Genomic DNA, 22001 nt, shown 5'->3' with positions numbered 1-22001 from the left:
ACGCCGGTGCCGAAGGACGACACGCATTTCCCGACCTTGCCGACCGCGGCCAGCCGGCCCGGTCTCGTCCCGCGGCTGTTCTCCTGGCTGTTCGCCACCGGCGGATCGCGCCACGGGACGCTCGGCACGCATGAGGAGCTGTTCCGCATCCGCGGGGAGCTCGCCACCCTGCGCGCCGAGCTCGAGGCGATGCACGCCGCGGTGGGTCGCCGGGACATCGCGACGCTCGAGGAACTCTTCCGCGGCGGCAACCGCCGGCAGGTCGAGGCGCTGATCCGCGACCGCACCCAGAACGTGCCGCTGCCCGATGGCAGCGTGCTCTGCCGCACGCTCGGCCGCTTCAAGATGTTCACCGACGCTGCCGATGGCGGCATCGCGCCGCATCTGCTGCTCGACGGCTATTGGGAATACTGGATCACCGAGTTCATCTGCCGGAACGTCGCGCGCGGGGAGACCGCCTACGACGTCGGCGCCGTCTATGGCTACTACTCGGCGGTGCTCGCGGACCTGGTCGGTAGCGCGGGGCGTGTCGTAGCGCTCGAGCCGAACCCGTGGCTGCATTCCCTGCTGCGCCGGAATGTCGCGGTGAACGGCCTGGGCGACATCGTCACGCTCCACCGCTGCGCAGCCGCGGAGGCGAAGCACGAAGCGCTGCGGGTGCCGGCACAGCTCACCGGGCCGCTCCATGGTTCCTTCGCCAACTGGTTCACCTTCGAGCATGGCCGCGCGGGCTGTCCGGCGCCGGCGGAGGCGCTGCAGGATCTCGAACCTGGCAGCATCGACGTGCTGCGCATCGGGGTGGCGAGCGCTGCCGACAGCATCGTCGCGGGCCTGGGCGGGTTGCTCGACCGCAGCCCGAACCTGCGCATCCTGATGGAGTTCGACGCCAATCGCTGCAAGGAGGCGCTGGCGCTGCTCGCCGCGCTCTCGGCGCGCTATCCGCTGCGCTACATCGACGGGGATTCGCGCGCCAAGCCCTGCACGGCCGAGGAACTGATGACGCAGCGCCGCGTTACCACGCTTTACCTTTCGAAGGTCGAGCCGCGCTGAAGGCGACCACCGCCTCGGTCTGGGCGGAATGCACGAACTGGTCGATGGGGGTGGCGGTGGAAACGCGCCAGCCTGCCTGCGCGAAGACCCGTGCGTCGCGCGACAGCGCCGCCGGGTTGCAGGAGACATAGACCACCAGCGGCACCTGGCTGCGCGCCAGCAGCGCGACCTGTTCCGCCGCCCCCGCATGGGGCGGGTCGAGCACCACGGCCGCGAAGGCGATCAGTTCCTGCACGGTGAGCGGTTGGCGGGCGAGATCGCGCCGCGTCGCGGTGACCGGCACGCCGGCCCGTCCCGCGGCCCCGGACAGCGCGGCAACGGCCGCGGCATCGCCTTCGAAGGCGGCGACGCGCCCGCGCGCGGCCAGCGGGATCGACAGGGTGCCGAGCCCGGCATGGAGATCCGCGATCCGCCCGCGGCCCGTCAGCTTGGCAGGCAGGGCAGCCAGAACCGCGGCGACGATCGCCGCTTCCCCTTCGGGACTAGCCTGCAGGAAGGCGCCGGGGGCCGGGGCGATGGTCGCGCCGGACAGTGCGATGGTCGCCGGGCCGATCTGGGCCGCGATCTCGGCTGGCCCGTCCTTCAGCGCCCAGGCGATGCGCGGGATGCCGGCTTCCGCGGCGAAGGCGGCGAGCATGGCGCGGTCGCTGGGCGCCAGCGACCCGTCGGTGCGCAGCAGCAGGTCCGGGCCGGTGTCGAGCAGGTTCACCACGGCGGAGCCCTCGCGCCGCAGCGCCGGCAAACGCTTCAGCATGGCGCGCAGCGGAGTGAGCAGGTCGACCAGACGCGGGTCGAGGACGGTGCAGGCCGCGATGTCCAGCACCTCGGCGCTGCCGGCGCGGTGGAAGCCGGCGACGATGCCGCCGGGCCCACGGCGGAGCGCGAGGTCGGCGCGACGGCGATGGCCCGGCGCCGTCGTCACCGTGTCCGTCACGGGCGCATCGGGATAGCCGGCGCGGGACAGCGCCTCGCGCACCTTGTCGCGCTTCCAGGCGGCCTGCGCGGCCGGCGCCCAATGCTGCACCGTGCAGCCACCGCAGCCTTGCGCGAAATGCGGGCAGGGCGGGGCGACGCGATCGGGGCTCGACGCCACGATGTCGATGAGGGTGGCGGCGCGGCCGTCGCCACGCTTTGCGCCGGGCGTGGCGCGCACGGTCTCGCCGGGCAGCGCACGGGCCACGAAGCAGGGCGTGCCGTCGGGCAGCACGGACAGGCCGTCCCCGGCGGCGCCCATGCCGGTGACGCGCAGCGTGACAGGATCGACGGTCACTGCTGCGGCAGTGTGGGCAGCTTGTCGCGGCTCATCAGCACCTCGCGCAGGAAGCAGGCAAGCGAGGCTGTCAGGCTGAGCATCCCCAACAACAGCAGCCCCGCGATATGCCCGCCCGCGCGCACATGCGCGAGCGGTTCGACGAAGGCGGCGATGACAAGGATGCAGAGCAGAACCGCCGCGGCGATGGCAAAGGTGATGGCCCGATAGATCAGGCGCGCGCGCCGAGCCAGCAGGTGCAGGTCCGTCAGCGGCGATTCGATGCCGCTGCGGGCCTCCTCGTACAGATCGCCCAGGCGCTGCAGTCGCGACGAGAGCAGCGACAGCAGCGCCATGATGCCACCCAGGATGAAGGCGGGCGCAATGGCCAGCTGCAGCGTCCGCTCGATGGTGAGCAGATCCGTGCCGGTCAGCAGCATGCCCGCCCCTCCGGGGTCAGCCGAAGGCGTTGAGCCCCGTCTGCGCACGGCCGAGGATCAGCGCGTGCACGTCGTGGGTGCCCTCGTACGTGTTCACCGTCTCGAGGTTCATGACGTGGCGGATCACGTGGTATTCGTCCACGATTCCGTTGCCGCCATGCATGTCGCGGGCGACGCGCGCGATGTCGAGCGACTTGCCGCAGTTGTTGCGCTTCACCAGGGAGATCATCTCCGGCGCCGCCTTGTGCTCGTCCATCAGGCGGCCGACGCGCAGCACGGCATGCAGGCCGAGCGTGATCTCGGTCATCATGTCCGCCAGCTTCTTCTGGATGAGCTGCGTCTGCGCCAGCGGCTTGCCGAACATCTTGCGGTTCAGCGTGTAGTCGCGCGCGCGGTGCCAGCAGTCTTCCGCGGCGCCGAGCGCGCCCCAGGCGATACCGTAGCGTGCGCGGTTGAGGCAGGAGAAGGGACCGGCGAGCGACTTCACGCCCGGCAGCCTGTTCTCCTCCGGCACGAAGACGTCATCCATCATGATCATGCCGGTGACGGAGGCGCGCAGCGAGAACTTGCCTTCGATCTTCGGGAAGGAGAGGCCCTTCATCCCGCGCTCGAGCACGAAGCCGCGCAGGATGCCCTCGTCGTCCTTCGCCCAGACCACGGCGACGTCGGCGATCGGCGCGTTGGTGATCCAGGTCTTGGAGCCGTTCAGGATGTAGCCGCCATCGACCTTCCGGGCGCGGGTGCGCATCGAATTCGGGTCGGACCCGGCATCCGGCTCGGTCAGGCCGAAGCACCCGACCCACTCGCCGGTGCGCAGCTTCGGCAGGTACTTGTCCTTCTGCGCGTCCGACCCGAAGGCGTGGATCGGGTACATCACCAGCGAGGACTGCACCGAGAACGCCGAGCGGTAGCCGGAATCGACGCGCTCCACCTCGCGCGCCATCAGGCCGTAGGAGACGTAGCCGACGCCGGCGCAGCCATGGCTGTCGAGCGTGGCGCCGAGGAAGCCCATCTCGCCGAACTCGTTCATGATCTCGCGGTGGAAGTGTTCCTTGCGGAAGGCTTCCTGCACGCGCGGCAGCAGCTTCTCCTGGCAGAAGTCGCGCGCGCTGTCGCGGATCATGCGCTCGTCCTCGGTGAGGACATCATCGAGCAGCAGCGGGTCGTCCCAGACGAACTGCGACTTGGTGGCGGGCTTGGAGACGACGTTCATGGCATGTCCTCCGGCGAGTATGGCCGGCGGCAGGATGCGATTCCGCCGGCGCTCGGGCAATGGCGAAGGGGGCCGGGCGGGTCGCGCCCGGCCGGGCGTCAGGCGGCTTCGGTTTCCGGCGCCGCCTCGGGGGCGGCGGGCTTCTCGGCGCGCGGGCGGGGCAGCGGGATCAGCATGAAGGCCGGCACGGCATCGCCGAAGCCCTTCACGGCCGGTCCCAGGTCCTCCTGCCGGTAGCGGCGCTCGCGGCCGTCCCGATCGCGGTCGCGATCCCGGTCGCGCTCCCGGTCGCGCTCCCGCTCGCGGCGCGGCTCGCGGTCGGTGCGGGCGGCCTCGGCGGTCTCGCGTTCGATCCGGGCGCTGCGGTCGCGGTCGCGATCCCGCTCGCGACGTGGCGCCGCATCGGCAGGCGCTTCGTCGCGCTCGCGCTCGCGGCGTGGACGGGCCTCGGCGGCCTCGTCGCGGTCCCGTGGGGCGCGGTCGCGCGGCGGCCCGTCCCGGCGGCTGCCGTCGCGGCGTCCACTTTCGCGGCGATCCCCGCCGCGGCCCTTCGCGGCGGACGACGCGCCGCGGCCGCGGCCCTTCGGCGCGTTGCGCGCTTCCTCGATCTCCTCCTCCGGCACGACGTCGAGGCCCTCGACCGCCATGCGCGGGATCGGCTTGCCGGTCAGCTTCTCGATCGCCGCGACGTTCTTGGCGTCATCGGCGGTCGCGATGGTGTAGGCGTGGCCCTCGCGCCCCGCGCGGCCGGTGCGGCCGATGCGGTGCACGTAGTCCTCATCGCGGAAGGGAACGTCGAAGTTGAAGACGTGGCTCAGCCCGCCGATGTCGATGCCGCGCGCCGCGACGTCCGAGCAGACCAGCAGCTGAAGCTCGCCGGCCTTGAAGGCGTTCAGCGTCGCGAAGCGGGACGCCTGGTCCATGTCGCCATGCAGCGCGCCGACGCTGAAGCGGTGCTTCTTCAGCGACTTGTAGAGGATGTCGACCTCGATCTTCTTGTTGCAGAAGATCAGCGCGTTCTGGACCTTCTCGGACCGGATCAGGCGACGCAGCGCCTCGCGCTTGTCGTGCGGCTGCACGAAGACGATGCCGGTGGTGATCGTCGCCGCCACCGAGGCCGGCGGCGCGACCGTGATCTCCTTCGGGTTCGACAGGAAGGCGTCGGCGAGCTTGCGGATCTCCGGCGCCATGGTGGCGCTGAAGAACAGCGTCTGGCGCATCTGCGGCAGCAGGGAGACGATACGCTCGACATCGGGGATGAACCCCATGTCCAGCATGCGGTCCGCCTCGTCGATCACCAGCAGCTTGCAATCCGCCATCAGGATGCGGCCGCGGTCGAACAGGTCGAGCAGCCGGCCGGGCGTGGCGATCAGCACGTCGACGCCCTTCTCGAGCACGTCGCGCTGGTCGTTCATGCTCTCCCCGCCGATCAGCAGAGCGTGGTTGAGCTTGAGGTACTTGCCGTACTTCTCGAAGTTCTCGGCCACCTGCAACGCGAGCTCGCGCGTGGGCTCCAGGATCAGGCTGCGCGGCATGCGCGCCTTGGCGCGACTGCCGGCCAGGATGTCCATCATCGGCAGCACGAAGGACGCCGTCTTGCCGGTGCCCGTCTGGGCGCAGCCCAGCACGTCGCGGCCCATCAGCACCCAGGGAATGGCATTTTCCTGGATCGGCGTCGGGTGGACGTATCCGGATTCGGACACGGCCCGGAGCAGTTCCTCGGACAGGCCGAGATCGGCGAAGGTCGTGCGCGGGGGCTCCGGCTCGTCTTCCTCGGTGTACTCGGGAACCTCGTCCTCGACGGCGTCGTCGGCCGCGAGGGCGGCGGTCTCCTCGGCGACCGGGGTCGCCTCATCGGCGGCGGCGGGCGCCGCATCCAGGCCGGTGGTGGCCTCGTTCGCCACGGGGGCGGTGCCCGGCTGAGCCTGGGCGTCGGCCGCCTCGGCGGCCGCAATCTGCGTATCGTTCAACGTCGCTCTTTTCCATGGGCCCGCCGCGGCGGGCAACCGGATTGGGGGTGCGGTGGGTGGCCGAGCCCCGGGAGGGCGCGCAATCCGGGGCCGACGATCCGGCCCGCCAGTCCACGAGCGCGCCGGATATGCGCCGCTTCGGCCAGAAGATCAAGGTTTTCCGCCGTGGCCGGCCCGCGCGGGACGCATGGACGGCCCGACCGGGGCGGGATAGAGCCCCTCCCATGCAGCCCGTCACGCTCCTCCTCCTCCCTGGCCTGCTCTGCGATGCGCGGCTTTGGCGCGACCAGGCGGCGGCGCTGGCGCCGCTGGCGCGGCCGGTGATCGCGGACCTCACCCGGGATGACCGTATCGAGGCCATGGCGTCCCGGGCGGTCGCCGGCGTGCAGGGCGACTTCGCGCTGGCCGGCCTGTCGATGGGTGGCTACGTCGCGCTCGAGATCATGCGCCAGGCGCCGGAGCGGGTGACCCGGCTCTGCCTGCTCGACACCTCCGCCCGCGCCGACACCGAGGAACAGAAGCGCCGGCGGCGCGGCCTCATCTCCCTGTCGCGCTCGGGGCAGTTCCGCGGGGTGACACCGCGGCTGCTGCCGCAGCTGATCCACCCCTCCAGGCTCGACGGCCCGCTCGCGGCCGAGGTGATGGAGATGGCCGAGCGGGTCGGCAAGGACGCCTTCCTGCGCCAGCAGGAGGCGATCATGCACCGGGTCGATTCGCGTCCGGACCTCGCGCGCATCGCGGTGCCGACGCTGGTCGGGGTGGGGGCGGAGGATGCGCTCACGCCGCCGCACCTCGCCGCCGAGATGGCGGCCCTGATCCCTGGCGCCCGCCTGCGCCACTTCGAGGGGGCCGGGCACCTGCCGACGATGGAAGCGCCCGAGGCGGTCACCGCCGCGCTCGCAGCCTGGCTTGCGGCCTGAAGGCCGGAGGCTCCTTGCCCCGGAGTCTCCCTTCGAAAGCCCGATGAGGTCCTTGGGATCCGTCAGCCGACCTTGACGATGCCTGGCGGCTGCCAGGCGCCGCGACCGATGGGCAGCAGGGACGGCGCCTCGGTCTTCGGCCAGTAGAGCCGCATCACGAGGTAGATCGGCCCGTCCGGCGCCGGCAGCCAGTTCGGCCGCAGCTCCGCGCCCGGGTCGTCCGTCCGGATGTGGATCGTCACTCCGCCATCCGGGTTGCGCTTCATGCCGTTCAGCATGGGCGCGTTGATCAGGTAGCGGTCGATCGGGTTCTGCACGAGCAGCTGGTTGCCGCCGTGATACATGGTGACGGACCAGAAGGCATTGACCGGGGGAAGCTGGTTCGCCGCGAAGGTCTCGCGGTCGGCCCCGGATGCATCGTTCCTAGCACGGACCTATCGTGCCGGCAGCGGCGAAGCGGATCCGTTCCCGGCGATGCGACTAGTCGAGCGTGATCCCGACATCCCGTACCACCGTCCCCCATCGCGCATCCTCGGCCGCGATGCGGGCCGCGAGGGCGGCCCGGCCCGAGGCGGCCGGCTCGACGCCAAGGGCGCGGAACCGCTCGAGCAGCGCGGGATCCTGCATGGCCTGCGCCACCGCGGCTTCGATCTGCGCCGCGAGCGGCTCGGGCAGGCCGGCCGCGGCGCCGACCGCGATCCACGACAGCGCCTCGAAGCCCGGCAGGCTCGCGGCGATGGTCGGCAGGTCGGGCGCAAGCGCGCTTGGCCGGAGGGATGTGACGGCGACGCCGCGCGACCGGCCCGCGGCCAGGCCGGGCAGGGAGGTCGGCAGCCCGTCCATCAGCACGCCGACGCGCCCGGCGATGAGGTCGCGCTGCGCCTCGGGGCTGCCGCGGTAATGGACGAACTCGCAGCGCGCGCCGATCTCCCGCATCAGCCAGGCGAGCGCGAGATGCGGCACCACCCCCGCGCCACCCGTGGCGCAGAGCGGCGCCTGCGGCTGCGCTCGGGCCCAGGCGGCGAACTCGGCGAGGGTTTCCACCGGCACCGAGGGATGCACCAGCAGCACGCCCGGGAAGGACGCGAAATGGCTGATCGGCGTGAAGTCCCGCGCGGGATCGAAGCCGAGGTCGCGATAGAGGTGCCGGTTGATCGCGACCGTCGCGGCGAGCAGCGTGCCGAGCGTCGACCCGTCCGCCGGCGCGCGGGCGAGCGCCGCCGCGGCGATGTTCCCCGCCGCGCCGGGCCGGTTCTCGACCACGATCGGCCGGCCGAGTTGCGCCGCCAGCCGTTCGGCCAGCAGGCGCGTCAGCATGTCCGGTCCGCTGCCGGCGGGAAGGCCGACCAGCCAGCGGATCGGGCGGGCGGCGTCCTCGGCCCGCGCCGGCCCGGCAAGGGCCGCCGCGGCGAGGACCGCGAGCAGCAGCCGGCGCATCGTCAGGCCGCCTTGGCGGCGCGCGGCAGCAGCGCGAGGAGATGGCGCGCCAGCGCGTCGGTCGCGGAGATGCCGGCGCGGCGCTCGGCCTCCGCGTTGTAGTTGGTGTTGGTGTTGACGTCGTAGGCGAAGGTCTCGCCCGCCGCATCGGTGATGAACTCGATCGCGCCGACGCCGATGCCGTTCGCGGTGAGGAAGGATTCCATGCGCGGGATCAGCGGATGCGCGAAGTCCTCGACGATGCGGAACTTCTCGCCCGGCGCGACGGCGGGGCAGGCGGCGCCCTCGGGGATGGCGCAGGCATCCGCCGGGCAGAGCTCGAAGCCTTCCGAGGTGTCGACGCGCACGGCGTAGAGGAATTTCCCGCCGATGAACTCGGCACGGGTGATGAAGGGCTCGGGCGCCGCGACATAGCGCTGCACCAGCCAGATCCCGTCGCGGGGCAGGGCGTAGGGATCCTCGCTGGCGGCGATGCGGGCGACGGCTTCCTCGAGCGCGGCGGCGCTCTTCACCAGTTGCACGCCGAGGCCCTTGCCGGCGCGGTTGTGCTTCAGGATCAGGGGGAAGCCGATGCGGCCGGCGGCCTCGCGCAGGTGATCCTCGCCGACCACGGCGAGCGTCGGGGGCGTCGGGATGTCCCAGGCGGCGAGCGCTTCGTATTGCGCGACCTTCGAGACTTCCAGCTGCAGCGCGCGACGGCCGTTCACCACGGTGCGGCCGTGGCGCTCGAGCCATTCGACCACGGCGGCCGCGTATTCCGGCGCGTAGTGGTGCCCGCGCGTGTGCGAGGAGGCGGACATGCGATTGTAGAAGACGCCTTCGGGCGGCGGGCGCGTCAGGTCGAGGATGCCGCGGTCGAGGAACCATTCCTCGAGCGGCGCGCCGAGCCGCGCGAAGGAGGCGCGCAGGGGCGCGAGCCAGGCGTCGTTCTCGTGGATGACATGGACCTTCGGCATGGCGGGCGTCCCGGTGACATTGCGGTGCAGGAGAGAAAGTATTTTCGTGAAGCCGGCACAATAGCCGGATGAAAGAAAGATTCTTCTTCCATGCGGCGCTTGTCCGGGAGGTACCGCTTTCCGCCGCGCCCGCCGCCGCCGCAGGTCCTTCCCCGTTGCCCGCCGACCCGCGCGCCCGTATTCCGTGAGCGTTACGAGGAACACCGCATGACCGAGACCGTCATCCTGGAGGCGCGCGAGACGCGGCGCTCCTATGGGCCGCTCTGGCTCGTCCTGTCCGTCCTGATGCTCGGCCTGCCCTTCCTGGGGCGGCAGCGCATCACGGTCACGAACGAGCGGATCACCGTCACCTCCGGCTTCTGGACCAAGGTGCGCGACGATATCGAGATCTTCCGTATCCGCGACGTGGTGGTGAAGCAGAGCATCTGGCACCGGCTGACCGGCATCGGCGACATCGTCATCAAGTCGATGGAAGGCCGTTCGGAGGAAACCCACGTGCTGCGCGGCATCGCCGATCCGATCGGCGTCAGCGAGAAGATCCGCACCCTGTGGAACCAGACGGCGCGGCCCAAGGGCCCGGCCGCAACGCTGGACTGACGCGGGCAGGCCGTCCTTTCGCCACGGCGCGCCGCGACGCTCGGCGCCGGCATGACCCGCCCCGATGACAGCGCCGCGCGCGCCTGGCCGTTGCTCGCGCGGTTCGTCGCGGCGGAGCGGCGGCTCGGCGCGCGGGCCATCCTGGCCGGGCCCCGCGCGTCGGGCTGCTACGAGTTCCTCCGCTTCGGGGTGAAGCAGGGCTGGGCCTGCCTGTTCGGCGGGCTGCTGCTGGCGCTGCTGGTGGCGACGCACCTGTTCTATCCGCGCGGCGCCTGGCTGCCGCGCTACGACTTCCTGCTGCTCGCCTGCCTCGCCATCCAGGGTGCGCTGCTCGCGACGCGGATGGAGACCTGGGAGGAAGCGAAGGTCATCCTCGTCTTCCACCTCGTCGGCACGGCGATGGAGGTGTTCAAGACCGCGCAGGGATCCTGGACCTACCCGGAGCCGTCCTTCATCCGGATCGGCGGCGTGCCACTCTTCACCGGCTTCATGTATGCCGCGGTCGGGTCCTACATCGCGCGCGCCTGGCGGCTGTTCGACTTCCGCTTCACGCATCATCCGCCGGCCTGGGCGGTCCTCGCGCTGGGGGCGGCGATCTACGCCAACTTCTTCGCCCACCATTTCGCCTGGGATGCGCGCTGGCTGCTGTTCGCCGCGACGGGGCTGATGTTCGGCCGCTGCCGCATCTGGTTCCGACCCTGGCGACGCTGGCGCTGGATGCCCCTGCCGGTGGGCTTCCTGCTCGTCGCGCTGTTCATCTGGTTCGCCGAGAACCTCGGCACCTTCGCTGGCGCCTGGCTCTATCCGCACCAGCGCGGGGGCTGGTCGCCGGTGCCGCTGACCAAGCTCGGGGCCTGGTTCCTGCTGATGATCATCTCCTATGCCCTGGTCTTCGCGCTGCATGCCAGGAACGGAGGCGTGCGCGCGCCGCCGGGCTGAGGCGCGTTCTTTGCTTCCCCCAAGCCCCCTGCCTCTGGCAGTTGGAACCCATGCCCGCCGCTTTCGCGCCACTCCGCCATCCCGCCTTCCGCCTCCTCTGGTGGGCGAACCTCGCCGCCAATATCGGCCTGTGGGTCCAGAACACGGGGGCGGGGTGGATGATGACCTCGCTCGATCCCTCGCCGGCCATGGTCAGCGCGGTGCAGGCGGCCTCGATGCTGCCGGTCTTCCTGCTGGCGCTGCCAGCCGGCGCCGCGGCGGACATCATCGACCGGCGGATCTACCTGATCGGCGCGCAGGCCTGGGTCTTCTCGGTGGCGAGCATGCTGGCCCTGCTGACCTGGGCGGGAGTGGTCGGGCCCTGGACGCTGCTGTTCTTCACCTTCTGCATCGGCACGGGCAATGCGCTGAACTTCCCGGCCTGGGCGGCGACGACGCCGGAACTGGTGCCGCGCGAGGACCTGGTGCAGGCGATCGCGCTGAACGGCATCGGCTTCAATCTTTCCCGCGCGGTGGGCCCGGCGATCGGCGGCTTCGCCATCGCGCTGGCAGGCACCGAGGCGGCCTTCGCGCTGAACGCGGTCTGCTTCCTGACGCTGCTGCTCTCCCTGCTGTTCTGGAAGCGGGCGAAGCCCGAGAACCCGCTGCCGCCGGAGCACTTCCTCGGCGCCATGCGCGCGGGGGTGCGCTTCGTCTTCGCCAGCCCCGCGATGCGCGCGACCATCCTGCGCGCCTGCGTCTTCTTCTTCTTCACCGCGGCGGTGTGGGGGATGCTGCCGCTGGTGGTGCGGCACCGCCTCGGCCTGGGGCCGGAGGCCTACGGCATGATGCTCGGCGTGATGGGCGTGGGCGCCGTTGCGACGGGCTTTGCCCTGCCGGCGCTGCGCACCCGCCTGCCGACGCGCGGCGGGATGGTCACGGCTTTCTCGCTGGTTTCGGCGGCGGCGCTCGCCCTGCTGGGCGTGTCGGGGCATTGGCTGCCCGCGGGCATCTCCATGCTGATGTTCGGCGCCGGCTGGCTTGCCGCGGCGAGCACGCTGCAGGCCGCGGCGCAGTTCGCGACGCCCGCCTGGGTGCGGGCGCGGGCGATCGGCATCTATCAGCTGTGCTTCTTCGGCGCGATGACGCTCGGCGCGGTGCTGTGGGGGTGGGCGGGCAGTCATCTCGGCGTCGGCCCGGCCCTGCTGTTCGCGGCTGCCGCGGCCGCGGTGTCGGCGGTCGCGGTCCGCGGCTGGCGGCTCGACGCGGCGCCGGCGCCCGAGGCGCCGTCCGTCCCGTTGCCCAACCCCGAGGCGCCCGCGGCCGAATTGCGCAGCGTGCTCGCCGAGAACAGCGGCCGCGTCGTGGAGCAGGTGCGCTACAGCATCGACCCGAAGGACCGGCACGCCTTCCTGGTGGCGATGCGGGAGGCGCGGCGCGTCCGCCTGCGCAGCGGTGCGGCGGCCTGGCGACTGATGGAGGACGTCGCCCATCCCGAGCGATGGGTCGAGATCTGGGCGGTGGAATCCTGGACGGAACATTTGCGCGAGGCCGGGCGGCTCGATGCCGCCGACCGCGCGGCGCTGGCCCGGGCCGCGGCCTTCCACCAGGGGGACGAGCCGCCGGAGGCGACCCGCTACATCGCCATTGCACCCTAGTGCCCGGGGTTACCTCCCGATCGCCTGGCGCCATATGCTAGGCCAGCGAAACGAGGAGAGAGTGATGGCGAAGCCCAGGGCCGGAAAGCTGCATGCCACCCGCAACGACCTCGGCGCCAATGCGCGGGATGCGTCGGTCGCGGTCCTGAATGCGACGCTGACCGACACGATCGACCTGACCAACGCCGTGCGCATGGCGCACTGGACCGTGCGTGGCGCGCATTTCGCGGCGCTGCATGAGCTCTTCGGCACCTTCTATGAACAGCTCGCCGAGGTGACGGACGACATCGCCGAACGGACGGTCCAGCTGGGCGGCACGCCGGACGGCACGACCCAGGCGGTGGGTGAGAAATCCCGCCTCGAGCCTTATCCGGTCGGCCTGCGCGCCGGCCTCGATCATGTGAAGGCCTTGGCGGACCGGTATGCGATCCTGGCGAAGTCCGTGCGCGCGGCGATCGATGCGACGGATGAGGCCGGCGATGCCGATACGGCCGACCTGCTCACCGGCTTCTCCCGCACGCTCGACAAGGCGCTTTGGATGCTCGAGGCGCATCTTGACGGCGCCTGACCGGTCGGTGCTGCGCCTCGCCGGCGCGACGGCGGCCGTGTTGGGCCTGGCGGTCGCCGCCGGTTGCGCCGGTGGGCCAGGGGGCGGCTTCGCGTCCGGTGGCGATGGTTGCCGATCCCAGCAGGGGAGTTTCGTCGGCGCGGGCAATCCCTTCGTCGGTCAGCCGGAGGGCGGCGGGACGTGGACGCGCGCCCGCAACAACCAGAACTTCGGCCGCAGCGCCGGCGCCGGCACCGCGGTGCTCGAGGCGAGCCTGGCCCAGGAGAATTCCGACCTCGACGCATTGCAGATCGCCTTCGACGCGCTGCTCTATTGCCGGTGGATCGAGGCGCGGACGATCCGCGCCGAGCTCGCGGCCGGGCGCACGACCCGGCCGGTGGCGGACCAGCGCATGGCGGCGCTGCGGGCGCGGCTGCAGCGCGACCTCGCGCGCGCGCAGCAGGTGCTCGACGGCGTGCAGCAGCGTGCGGCCGAGCGGGAGGCCGCGGTCGAGGCGGTCGCGCCGGGCACGCGGGACGCCGAGCGCCGGGCGCGGTCGGAGACCGGGACGACCCGCCGCGTCGTCGCCGCCGCGACGGTGCCGCTGCGCCTGCGGCCGGAAAGCGGCGCACCGGAGATCGGCCGCGTGCCCGCCGGCACCGCGGTGCGCGTGCGGCCCGCCCAGTCCGGCTTCGCGTTGGTCGAAGGATCGGACGGGCTGCGTGGCTATGCGCCGACCGGGGCCTTCCAGATCGCCGACTACGCGGCGCCGCGGGCGGCGGCATCCGGGGCGGGCGGGCAGGTGCGAGTCCTGGCGGCCAGCAACATCGCGAAGCGGGACAATTTCGCCGAGAGCCTGTCTCTCGCGCGGGAGGCCGCTGTTTCCGGCTTCGAACTGGGCGCCTGAGCGCGGCTGGCAGTTGTTATGAAGCTGCCGCGGACTACCGTTCCCGGTCGGGTGACTCCTAATCGGACCCCGTTTCTGTATTTGACAGCGATTCTACTCGTTGCTCTTTCTATAATTCACTCTTTCGTAGATTTTCAAAGATTTGATGATGAAGGAGTATTAATGTATAATTTTATATTAATAAATAGAGATTATGTATTGTATGATGAAGTATATTCATTTTATGGCCCATTTTATTATTTATTTTATGGATATGCATATCAAATATTCGCGAAATCTGTAACGCATGATGCGGTTCGCGCGGTGTGCGTCTTCGTGCAGATCGCTTGCGTGGCGGGGGGGGGGCGGTTCTCGCCTGCCGATGTTCGGGTTCGCGTTTGGCTGGCTTGGTTGCCGCCGTCCTAGTTTTTGCTGCTCTTCGAGTGATGGCGAACTCTCCGGGCCACCCGGAGGGGCTCAGCGTTCTCCTGTCATTGCTCTTCTTATTGGCGGTAGGGCGGCTTGAGCGGACAGATCAGCGCCGTTGGGCGGTCGCCATCGGTGTGGCCATCGGGGGCGCGCTGCTCCTGAAGGTCAATGTTGGCTTGTTTCTTGGAGCAGTTTGGGCATTTCTTGCATCGCAGTGGCTTGATGACGCCAAAGCTGCGAGGATCGCTCGTATTTTGGTCGTTTGTCTTCTGGTCGTTGCCCCGGTTGCGATGATGTGGTCAGTGCGCTCGTTGTCGTGGGTGCCTAGCTATGCGGTGTTTGCGACCATCATGATCGGCTCTGCTGTGAGTCTTGGGGCTCTGGGCAGCAGGGGCAATAGGGCGCCGCGTAACACCCGGGTCCTAACTCATATTATAGCGTCGGCCGGGGGCTTGCTTGGGGCGTTCTCACTTGTCCTCGCGGTAACGATTGGCCGAGGGACGAGCTTTGACGCGCTCTTTGAGATGACGTTCACGCAGACCTTCAGGTTTGTGCGCAACTGGCAAATGGAGGCATTTATTGGATATCCCGCATGGATATCTCTCCTGGCGAGCCTCTCTTGCGTTGTTTTGCATTCTTTTCTCTCAGAATACAACAAGAAGTACACTATATCGATAATATCAATTTTAAAAATTATTTATATTTTTCTATATTTTATTATAATATTTCAAGAAGTTCTCCCATTGATTGTTTACTCGGAGGTCAAATTAGGGCATGGTTTCTTTATACTGATTCCAATGTCCCTTTTGATAATGCTTCCGTCATTGGGGGCGGCAGTTGCCTACCAACGACCCGTCTGGCTTTGGGTCTTACGGCAGCAATCTTCGTTCTCTATCCCTTTCCTGTCGCGGGGCACCAAGTGTTCATCGCTGCCGCCCCGTTGGGCGTGATTGCGGCACTTTTCGTCTCCGATATCATCATGCTGATTGCCCCGCCGCAGCGCGTGCGCGCCGAGGAACGGCTCCGGATCGGGCTGTTCATTGTCGTGCTAAGCGCTGTCGCAGTGAAACTCATTGTGTTGCAGGATCACAAGCCGCTGGACCTGCCGGGGGCGCGCTTTATCCGGGTGGAGGAGGGGCAGGGCGCAACTTTGCGTGCTGTCGTCGCGAGGCTCTCCCGGTGTCGGAACGCGTATTCCCTGCCCAGTCTCATGAGCTTGCATATCTGGGCAGCCAACCCGCCATTGACCGGTCTCAACATCAACCATCCGCTGGCCTTCCTGACGGATAGCCAGCAGGAGCAAGTTGTCTCGGCGCTGGACGCGGCGCCAGGCCTCTGCCTGCTCCATGATCCGGCTCTCATGGAGTTCTTTGATCGCGGCCAGATGGCTCAGCGTCCTCCCCTTCTGCGCTTCCTGGAGGAGCGGCTGGTGCCGGTCGAACGGATCGGGCCTTATGTCGTCTACGAGAAGCCGGACGGACCGGAAGCGTTGCCATCTCCTTCCGCAGCGACGCCCTAGGCCTCGCATCTGGCTTCCGACATGGCCGATCGGTCGCATCTTCGGCCGAAGGCGTACGATGGGCGATCCGCATGAGCGGCAGGTCGTTCGCAACGGCGCGGTTGTTCCGGTGCTTTTCGAGGCATCCTTGGTCTGCGCGGCCGCTGAGATCCATTTCGAGACGGAACGGAGCCCGGCGGGCGGAGAAAGACGACTCGTTGGTTGCGTTGTCTCCGCCGAGCCAGCCCGGTATTCTGCCCCCTCATAGGGGAACAAGACATGAACGACCTGTTCGGCCGGGGCGGTGCGCGAAAGGGCGCCGTTGGGCAGAGCGACGGCTATTCGGCCAAGGACATCGAGGTGCTGGAGGGGCTCGAACCCGTCCGGCGGCGCCCCGGCATGTATATCGGCGGCACCGATGAGAACGCCCTGCATCACCTGGCCGCCGAGATCATCGACAACGCCATGGACGAAGCGGTGGCCGGGCACGCCGACCGCATCGAGGTGTCGCTCGAGCCCGGCAACTGGATCGTCGTGCGCGACAACGGCCGCGGCATCCCGGTCGACCCCCACCCGAAATTTCCCAAGCTCTCGGCGCTCGAGGTCATCCTCACCACGCTGCATTCGGGCGGGAAATTCTCCGGCAAGGCCTACGACACCTCGGGCGGCCTGCACGGCGTGGGCTCCTCGGTGGTGAACGCGCTCGCCGAGCGGCTCGAGGTGGAGGTCGCGCGCGATCGTACCCTGTTCACCCAGGCCTATGAGCGGGGCAAGCCGGTGACGAAGCTGGTCAATGCCGGCAGCGTGCAGAACCGCCGCGGCACCACGATCCGCTTCAAGCCCGACCCCGAGATCTTCGGCACGCAGGATTTCCGGCCCGCTCGCCTGTTCCGCCTGTGCCGGTCCAAGGCCTATCTGTTCCGCGGCGTCGAGATCCGCTGGTCCTGCGACCCATCGCTGATCAAGGACGACACGCCGTCCGAGGCGGTGCTGCATTTTCCTGGCGGGTTGTCGGACTTCCTAGCCTCGGCGATCGAAGGCCAGGCGACCGTCGTCCCCGCCCCCTGGGCCGGCCAGGCCGAGTTCCCCGAAGGCGCGGGCCGCGTCGAATGGGCCGCCACCTGGGTCGAGCGCGGCGACGGCTTTCTCAACACCTACGCCAACACCATCCCGACGCCGCAGGGCGGCACGCATGAAGCGGGCTTCCGCGCCGCGCTGGTGAAGGGGTTGCGCGCCTATGGCGAACTCAAGAAGGAGAAGCGCGCCGGCAACGTGACGGCGGAGGACCTGCTCGGCGGCCTCGCCGGAATGCTGTCGGTCTTCATCCGCAATCCGCACTTCCAGGGCCAGACCAAGGACAAGCTTACCAACGCCGAAGCGGCGAAGCTGGTCGAGGCGGCGCTGCGCGACCATTTCGACCATTGGCTTGCCGGCGATCCCGCGACCGCCGACAACCTTCTCGCCTTCGCGATCGAGCGCGCGGAGGAGCGCCTGCGCCGCCGCGCCGAGAAGGACACGCCGCGCAAGACCGCGACGCGCAAGCTGCGCCTGCCGGGCAAGCTCGCGGACTGCTCGCGCGAGAGCGCTGAGGGCACGGAGCTCTTCCTCGTCGAGGGTGATTCGGCCGGCGGTTCGGCCAAGCAGGCGCGCGACCGCGAGACCCAGGCCGTCCTGCCGCTGCGCGGAAAGATCCTCAACGTCGCCAGCGCCTCCACCGAGAAGCTGCGCCAGAACCAGGAACTCAAGGACCTGATCGAGGCGCTGGGCTGCGGCGTCGGGGACCGCTTCGACATCGCGCGCCTGCGATACGGACGCGTCGTCATCATGACCGACGCCGATGTGGACGGCGCGCACATCGCCGCCCTGCTGATGACCTTCTTCTACAAGGAACTGCCCGAGCTGGTGCGCGAGGGCCGCGTCTACCTGGCGCAGCCGCCGCTCTATCGCCTGCAGGCCGGTGGCGTGTCGGTCTACGCGATGGACGACGCCGACCGTGAGCGCGTGCTCAAGAAGCGCTTCAAGGCCAACCAGAAGGTCGAGGTCAGCCGCTTCAAGGGCCTGGGCGAGATGCCACCGGCCTCGCTCAAGGAAACCACCATGGACCCGAAGAAGCGCACCCTGCTGCGCGTGGTCCTGCCGCCGGAGGACCGTGCCCGCACCTCCGACCGGATCGAGGCGCTGATGGGCCGCAAGCCGGAACTGCGCTTCCAGTTCATCCAGGAGAACGCGGCGAGCGTGGAGGCGGAGGCGCTCGACGCGTGAGGGTGGCTTTCGGGAGGGCTCTGCCCTCCCGAACCCTCCCGCCGGGGGCATACGTGCCCCCGGACCCGCGTGAACTGGATGGCCGGTTGGCGGGAGGGGCTCCTGGTCGCGACCTTGATCCAGGTCGCTCGCTGCCCCTCCCGCCAACCGGCCATCAGCTGACCCCGGGTCTGGGGGGCGGTGGCCCCCCGATGGCCCACCCATCACCCGTCGATCCCCATCCCCAGCGCCATGCGCCCGGTAAGTTCCAGCTGCGGCACTTCCTGCAGCGGGTGGAAGCGCGCGCCCTGCACGTCGCGGAAGGCGCGTTCGAGGCCCAGGTCCCGGTAGAAGGACGCGCCGCCGACCAGTTCCATCGCGCGTTCGACGGTCGCGATCGCCGCCTGTGTCGTCAGTGTGTGGGCGATGGCCGCGCGGCTGGTGCGCTCGGCGCCGGGGGCTTCCGTCTCGGCGATGGTGATCATCCGGTCGAGCGACATCTCCGCCTGCATGAAGGCGTTCTCGAGCCGTCCGGCCGCGATGGTCAGCGCGTGGGTCTTCGGCTTGTCGCGCGCGATCTCGAGTGCGCGGGCGCGTGCGCCTTCCGCCACGCCGACATAAGCCGAATAGACCAGCGGGAAGGCGAGGGCGAAGATGTGGTGGAACAGGAGGTGCCACTTGCCGGGCTCGCGCCGCGCGACGACCGCGGCATCCGGCACGAAGACGTCCTCCAGCACCACGTCGTGCGATCCGGTGCCGCGCATGCCGAGCACGCGCCAGGTGTCGACCCGGCGGACGCCTTCCGCCGTGAAGGGCACGGCGAAGTGCAGGACCGTCGGGCCCTTCTCGGGGTCGTCGTGGATCGCGCTCGTGACCAGCAGGTCGCCCATCTGGCAGCCGCTGGAGAAGACCTTCTTCGCGCTGACGCGGAAGCCGCCGTCGACCTTGGTCGCGCGACCGTTGCTCGGCAGCCAGTCGGAACCGCCGCTCGAGATCAGGATCAGGTTCTCGGCGGCGACGCGCTTCAGCATGCCTTCGACTGGCGCCTTCTCGTGCCGCCAGCGCCACGCCGGCACGGCGACCAGATGCGAATGCATGGAGAAGGCGAGGGCGGTCGACCCGCAATAGGTGCCGAGGCGGCGGATCGCGTTGCAGACATCGCGGTAGTCGGCGCCGAGGCCGCCGAGTTCCGCGGGGATCAGCGCCTTGAAGAAGCCAGCGTCCTTGAGCGCGCGGAAGCCTTCCTCGACGAAGCTGCCCTCCTCGTCGTGGCGCGCGGTGGTGGCGGCGATCTCGCGGCCGACCTGGTCGGCGAGGGCGACCCAGTCCGTCCTGGGCAGGTCGGTGGTGATGGCGTCCGGCATCGTGGTCTCTCCCGTCCTGGAATGACGATGGCGCGGACGGTCGCTTTTCGGACGCGCGTGCTTCAAGGACAGAAAATGGACCTGCTTGCGTCGTCTCGCGCAGCCCGAAGCGTCGCCATGACCGGCGACGGACAACTCTGTTCCGTCGTGAAGACCAGCGAGTTCGTCGCCGAACGCTGGACATGGTTGATCTGGCGCGAGTTCCGATGCGGGCCGGGGCCGTGCAATGATCGGCGCCGTCGCCTGCCGCTCATGTCGAAGGCGTCGTTCGCGCAGAGGTTGCGGGCGTTGGAACAGCGCGGCGTGATCTCGATCACCACGAAGGTCATCGGGCCTAGCGACGTCCGTGCATCCACGACCGCCGGCGAGGACGTCCGCCGATCCTCGAAGCGTTGGGGCTCTGGGGGCGGGGCCTACCCGGGCGATCCTGCAGCCCGAGGATGTCGCCCCGCATCTCCTCCTGCTGTGCGTAGGTGGCCAGATCCCGCGCTCGTCCTTCCCGGCCCGGCGCGGCGTCATGAGCTGCGACGTCCGCAGCATTGCTTCGGCGCGCGACGGCATCGCCTTCGAGAGGCCACCCCATCCGGCCGAGCGCGGCTAGGCGCTGCTCGGCCTCTTCGACAGGCCGCGCAAACGGAGGTTCGTCTTCCGCCCGCCGGAGGTCTGGAGGCCTGAGCGGCCTCAGATCAGCGAGAACTTGATCGCCGAGAGCACCGCGATCAGCCACACCGCGCCATGCACGTCCCCGGCGCGCCCCGCCAGCGTCTTGCCGCCCGCATAGGCGATGAAGCCGAGCCCGATGCCGGTCGCGATCGAGAAGGTGAAGGGCATCGCGAGCGCGGTGACGATCGCCGGCATGTATTCCGTCGCGTCCTCCCAATCGAGCTCCTGCAGCGCCTTCGCCATCAGGCAGGCGACGAAGACGAGCGCGGGCGCGGTGGCGAAGGCCGGGATGGAAGTCGCGAGGGGCGCCAGGAACAGCGCAAGCAGGAACAGCACGCCGACGGTGACCGCCGTCAGACCCGTGCGCCCGCCGGCCTGGATGCCCGCCGCGCTCTCGATGTAGCTGACGGTTGTGGAGGTTCCGAGCACCGCGCCCGTCATCGCGCCGGTGGAATCCGCGACCAGCGCGCGGCCCAGGTTCGGCACCGTGCCGTCCTTGTTCATCAGCCCCGCCCGGTGGACCGTGCCGATCAGCGTGCCGGTGTTGTCGAGCAGGTCGACGATGAAGAAGGTGAAGACGATGCCGGTGATGCCGAGCCCGAGCGCGCCGGCGATGTCGAGCTGCATGAAGGTGGGCGCGAGGGAGGGCGGCAGGCTCGCGATGCCCGCCAGCTTCGTCAGGCCGAAGGGAATGCCCGCCGCGGCGGTGGCGAGGATCCCGATGATGATCGCCCCCGGCACGCCGCGCGCCGACAGGCCCGCGATCACCAGGAAGCCCGCGCAGGCGATCAGCGTCGAGGTCTGGGTGAGCGACCCGAGCCCCACCAGCGTCGCCGGATCCGCCACCACCAGGCCCATGTTCTTCAGCCCGATCAGGCCGAGGAAGAAGCCGATCCCCGCGGCGATGCCGAACTTCAACGAGACCGGGATGCCGTTCACCAGCCATTCCCGCGCCTTGAGGATCGACACGGCGAAGAAGATCAGCCCCGACAGGAACACCGCGCCGAGGGCGACCTGCCACGGCACGCCCATGCCCTGCACGACCGCGAAGGCGAAGTAGGCGTTGAGCCCCATTCCCGGCGCCAGCGCGATCGGGAAGTTCGCGATCAGCCCCATCAGCATCGAGCCGATCGCCGCGGCGAGGCAGGTGGCGACAAAGGCCGCGCCCTGGTCGATGCCGGCCGCGGTCATGATCGAGGGGTTCACCACGACGATGTAGGCCATGGTGAGGAAGGTCGAGAGGCCGGCGAGGATCTCGGTGCGCGGGTCGGTGCCGCGCTCGCTCAGCCGGAACAGGCGCTCCATGCGGGGGACCTCCATGAGGGTTTCGCCGCAAGGCTACGCCGCGAATCGCCCGGAGATCGCCGGGGTGCGAGGCCGGGCCGCGACGGGCCCGGCACTTGGCGGCCTAGTGTTGCATCCCCGCCGCGCCCGCTTCGGCCAGGCGCATCGCGAGCGTCTGCGCCCAGTGGGACTGCGCCTCGTCGAGCGCGATGCCGATCGCTTCGGGCAGTGCGGCGGCGTCGAGGTGCAGGAACCACCCCGCCGGCATGCCGAGCGCCACGCCGAGACCGATGGCGAGCCGGAGCGTCAGCGGCTCGAGCCCCAGTTCCAGCCGCGCCATGCGGCGCTGGGAGATGCCCACGCGGCGCGCGACCTCGGTCGCCGTCAGCCCAAGGCCGCGACGCCGGCGGTGGAGCGCGGCGCCCGCCTGGCCGTCGAATTCGAGTTGCGCGGGGTCCTGCTGCGCCTCGCGCTCGCAGGCACCGGGCAGGGGGTTGTGGTGGGACATCCTGTCTCCCTCATGGCCGTCTCTGCTGCCGCCGCCGTCGCGGGGCCAGGGCCGGAGGGGCGGCGCGGGTCCGGCGCGACCGCGCGGCAGGGTCGGAACTGCGCCCGATTCGGCTAACGAGGGATGAAATCCGGCCGGTCGCCTCAACCTTCGCTGCGGTCTCCGCTGAGCGG

General features: G+C 69.7%; 19 protein-coding genes and 1 pseudogene. 10 read left to right on the top strand and 10 right to left on the bottom strand.

Annotated features, from left to right (window positions below; genetic code table 11):
• Window positions 1–6 precede the first annotated feature (6 nt).
• On the top strand, window positions 7–1050 hold the full coding sequence (locus GWK16_RS12420; RefSeq protein WP_170054270.1) for an FkbM family methyltransferase: 1044 nt from the start codon (window positions 7–9) through the stop codon (window positions 1048–1050).
• Here the strand turns inward: GWK16_RS12420 and GWK16_RS12415 are convergent.
• The 4 genes from GWK16_RS12415 to GWK16_RS12400 form a co-directional block, all read right to left on the bottom strand.
• Window positions 1013–2320, bottom strand: coding sequence for a class I SAM-dependent RNA methyltransferase (locus GWK16_RS12415; protein WP_338144461.1), 1308 nt, complete (start codon window positions 2318–2320; stop codon window positions 1013–1015). The genes GWK16_RS12420 and GWK16_RS12415 overlap by 38 nt on opposite strands.
• Window positions 2317–2739: a DUF2721 domain-containing protein gene (locus tag GWK16_RS12410; protein WP_170054269.1), complete on the bottom strand. Its 423-nt coding sequence runs from the start codon at window positions 2737–2739 to the stop codon at window positions 2317–2319. The genes GWK16_RS12415 and GWK16_RS12410 overlap by 4 nt, the downstream gene beginning before the upstream one ends.
• Window positions 2740–2755: 16 nt before the next feature.
• The gene (locus GWK16_RS12405; RefSeq protein ID WP_170054268.1) at window positions 2756–3952 is read right to left on the bottom strand and encodes an acyl-CoA dehydrogenase; all 1197 of its coding nucleotides are present in this window, start codon (window positions 3950–3952) and stop codon (window positions 2756–2758) included.
• A 98-nt stretch (window positions 3953–4050) separates the two neighbouring features.
• The gene (locus tag GWK16_RS12400) at window positions 4051–5958 is read right to left on the bottom strand and encodes a DEAD/DEAH box helicase (protein ID WP_211187338.1); all 1908 of its coding nucleotides are present in this window, start codon (window positions 5956–5958) and stop codon (window positions 4051–4053) included.
• A 188-nt stretch (window positions 5959–6146) separates the two neighbouring features.
• Between GWK16_RS12400 and GWK16_RS12395 the strand changes: the two genes are divergently transcribed.
• Complete coding sequence (locus tag GWK16_RS12395) at window positions 6147–6842, top strand: alpha/beta fold hydrolase (RefSeq protein ID WP_170054267.1); 696 nt, start codon at window positions 6147–6149, stop codon at window positions 6840–6842.
• 62 nt (window positions 6843–6904) lie between these two features.
• Here GWK16_RS12395 and GWK16_RS12390 read toward each other — a convergent pair.
• The 3 genes and pseudogenes from GWK16_RS12390 to GWK16_RS12380 all read right to left on the bottom strand — a co-directional run.
• A pseudogene (locus GWK16_RS12390) lies at window positions 6905–7225 on the bottom strand (DUF1214 domain-containing protein); the annotation flags it as partial.
• 97 nt (window positions 7226–7322) lie between these two features.
• The gene (locus GWK16_RS12385) at window positions 7323–8279 is read right to left on the bottom strand and encodes a Bug family tripartite tricarboxylate transporter substrate binding protein (RefSeq protein ID WP_170054266.1); all 957 of its coding nucleotides are present in this window, start codon (window positions 8277–8279) and stop codon (window positions 7323–7325) included.
• 2 nt (window positions 8280–8281) lie between these two features.
• A complete protein-coding gene (locus tag GWK16_RS12380; RefSeq protein WP_170054265.1) occupies window positions 8282–9235 on the bottom strand; it encodes an ATP-grasp domain-containing protein in 954 nt (317 codons plus the stop codon).
• 207 nt (window positions 9236–9442) lie between these two features.
• Here GWK16_RS12380 and GWK16_RS12375 point away from each other — a divergent pair, with 207 nt between their 5' ends.
• The 7 genes from GWK16_RS12375 (at window position 9443) to parE (ending at window position 18030) form a co-directional block, all read left to right on the top strand.
• Entirely contained in the window at window positions 9443–9832 is a 390-nt protein-coding gene (locus GWK16_RS12375; RefSeq protein WP_170054264.1) for a PH domain-containing protein, read from the top strand.
• Window positions 9833–9883: 51 nt separating this feature from the next.
• Window positions 9884–10771: a DUF817 domain-containing protein gene (locus tag GWK16_RS12370; RefSeq protein ID WP_170054263.1), complete on the top strand. Its 888-nt coding sequence runs from the start codon at window positions 9884–9886 to the stop codon at window positions 10769–10771.
• Between the two features lie 50 nt (window positions 10772–10821).
• Window positions 10822–12408: an MFS transporter gene (locus tag GWK16_RS12365; RefSeq protein ID WP_170054262.1), complete on the top strand. Its 1587-nt coding sequence runs from the start codon at window positions 10822–10824 to the stop codon at window positions 12406–12408.
• A 64-nt stretch (window positions 12409–12472) separates the two neighbouring features.
• Window positions 12473–12976: a DNA starvation/stationary phase protection protein Dps gene (gene dps / locus GWK16_RS12360; protein ID WP_170054261.1), complete on the top strand. Its 504-nt coding sequence runs from the start codon at window positions 12473–12475 to the stop codon at window positions 12974–12976.
• Window positions 12963–13862, top strand: coding sequence for an SH3 domain-containing protein (locus GWK16_RS12355; RefSeq protein ID WP_170054260.1), 900 nt, complete (start codon window positions 12963–12965; stop codon window positions 13860–13862). Before dps ends, GWK16_RS12355 begins: the two co-directional genes overlap by 14 nt.
• A gap of 1000 nt (window positions 13863–14862) precedes the next feature.
• On the top strand, window positions 14863–15789 hold the full coding sequence (locus GWK16_RS25270) for a hypothetical protein (RefSeq protein ID WP_248291320.1): 927 nt from the start codon (window positions 14863–14865) through the stop codon (window positions 15787–15789).
• A gap of 258 nt (window positions 15790–16047) precedes the next feature.
• Entirely contained in the window at window positions 16048–18030 is a 1983-nt protein-coding gene (parE, locus tag GWK16_RS12340) for a DNA topoisomerase IV subunit B (RefSeq protein WP_170054257.1), read from the top strand.
• A 203-nt stretch (window positions 18031–18233) separates the two neighbouring features.
• Here the strand turns inward: parE and GWK16_RS12335 are convergent, their stop codons facing one another.
• Window positions 18234–19373 carry an acyl-CoA dehydrogenase family protein gene (locus GWK16_RS12335; RefSeq protein ID WP_170054256.1) on the bottom strand — a complete coding sequence of 380 codons (1140 nt, stop codon included), beginning with the start codon at window positions 19371–19373 and terminating at the stop codon, window positions 18234–18236.
• 21 nt (window positions 19374–19394) lie between these two features.
• Here GWK16_RS12335 and GWK16_RS25870 point away from each other — a divergent pair, with 21 nt between their 5' ends.
• The gene (locus GWK16_RS25870; protein ID WP_408903918.1) at window positions 19395–20048 is read left to right on the top strand and encodes a winged helix-turn-helix transcriptional regulator; all 654 of its coding nucleotides are present in this window, start codon (window positions 19395–19397) and stop codon (window positions 20046–20048) included.
• 6 nt (window positions 20049–20054) lie between these two features.
• Here GWK16_RS25870 and GWK16_RS12325 read toward each other — a convergent pair whose 3' ends face one another.
• Together GWK16_RS12325 and GWK16_RS12320 are read right to left on the bottom strand one after the other, a co-directional pair.
• Entirely contained in the window at window positions 20055–21341 is a 1287-nt protein-coding gene (locus tag GWK16_RS12325; RefSeq protein WP_170054254.1) for an NCS2 family permease, read from the bottom strand.
• A 103-nt stretch (window positions 21342–21444) separates the two neighbouring features.
• Window positions 21445–21828, bottom strand: coding sequence for a helix-turn-helix domain-containing protein (locus tag GWK16_RS12320; RefSeq protein WP_170054253.1), 384 nt, complete (start codon window positions 21826–21828; stop codon window positions 21445–21447).
• Window positions 21829–22001: the final 173 nt, after the last annotated feature.

It is taken from the genome of Neoroseomonas marina (assembly GCF_012927745.1).
GTDB lineage: Bacteria > Pseudomonadota > Alphaproteobacteria > Acetobacterales > Acetobacteraceae > Neoroseomonas > Neoroseomonas marina.
This window is presented reverse-complemented; position numbering and strand designations above follow the sequence as displayed.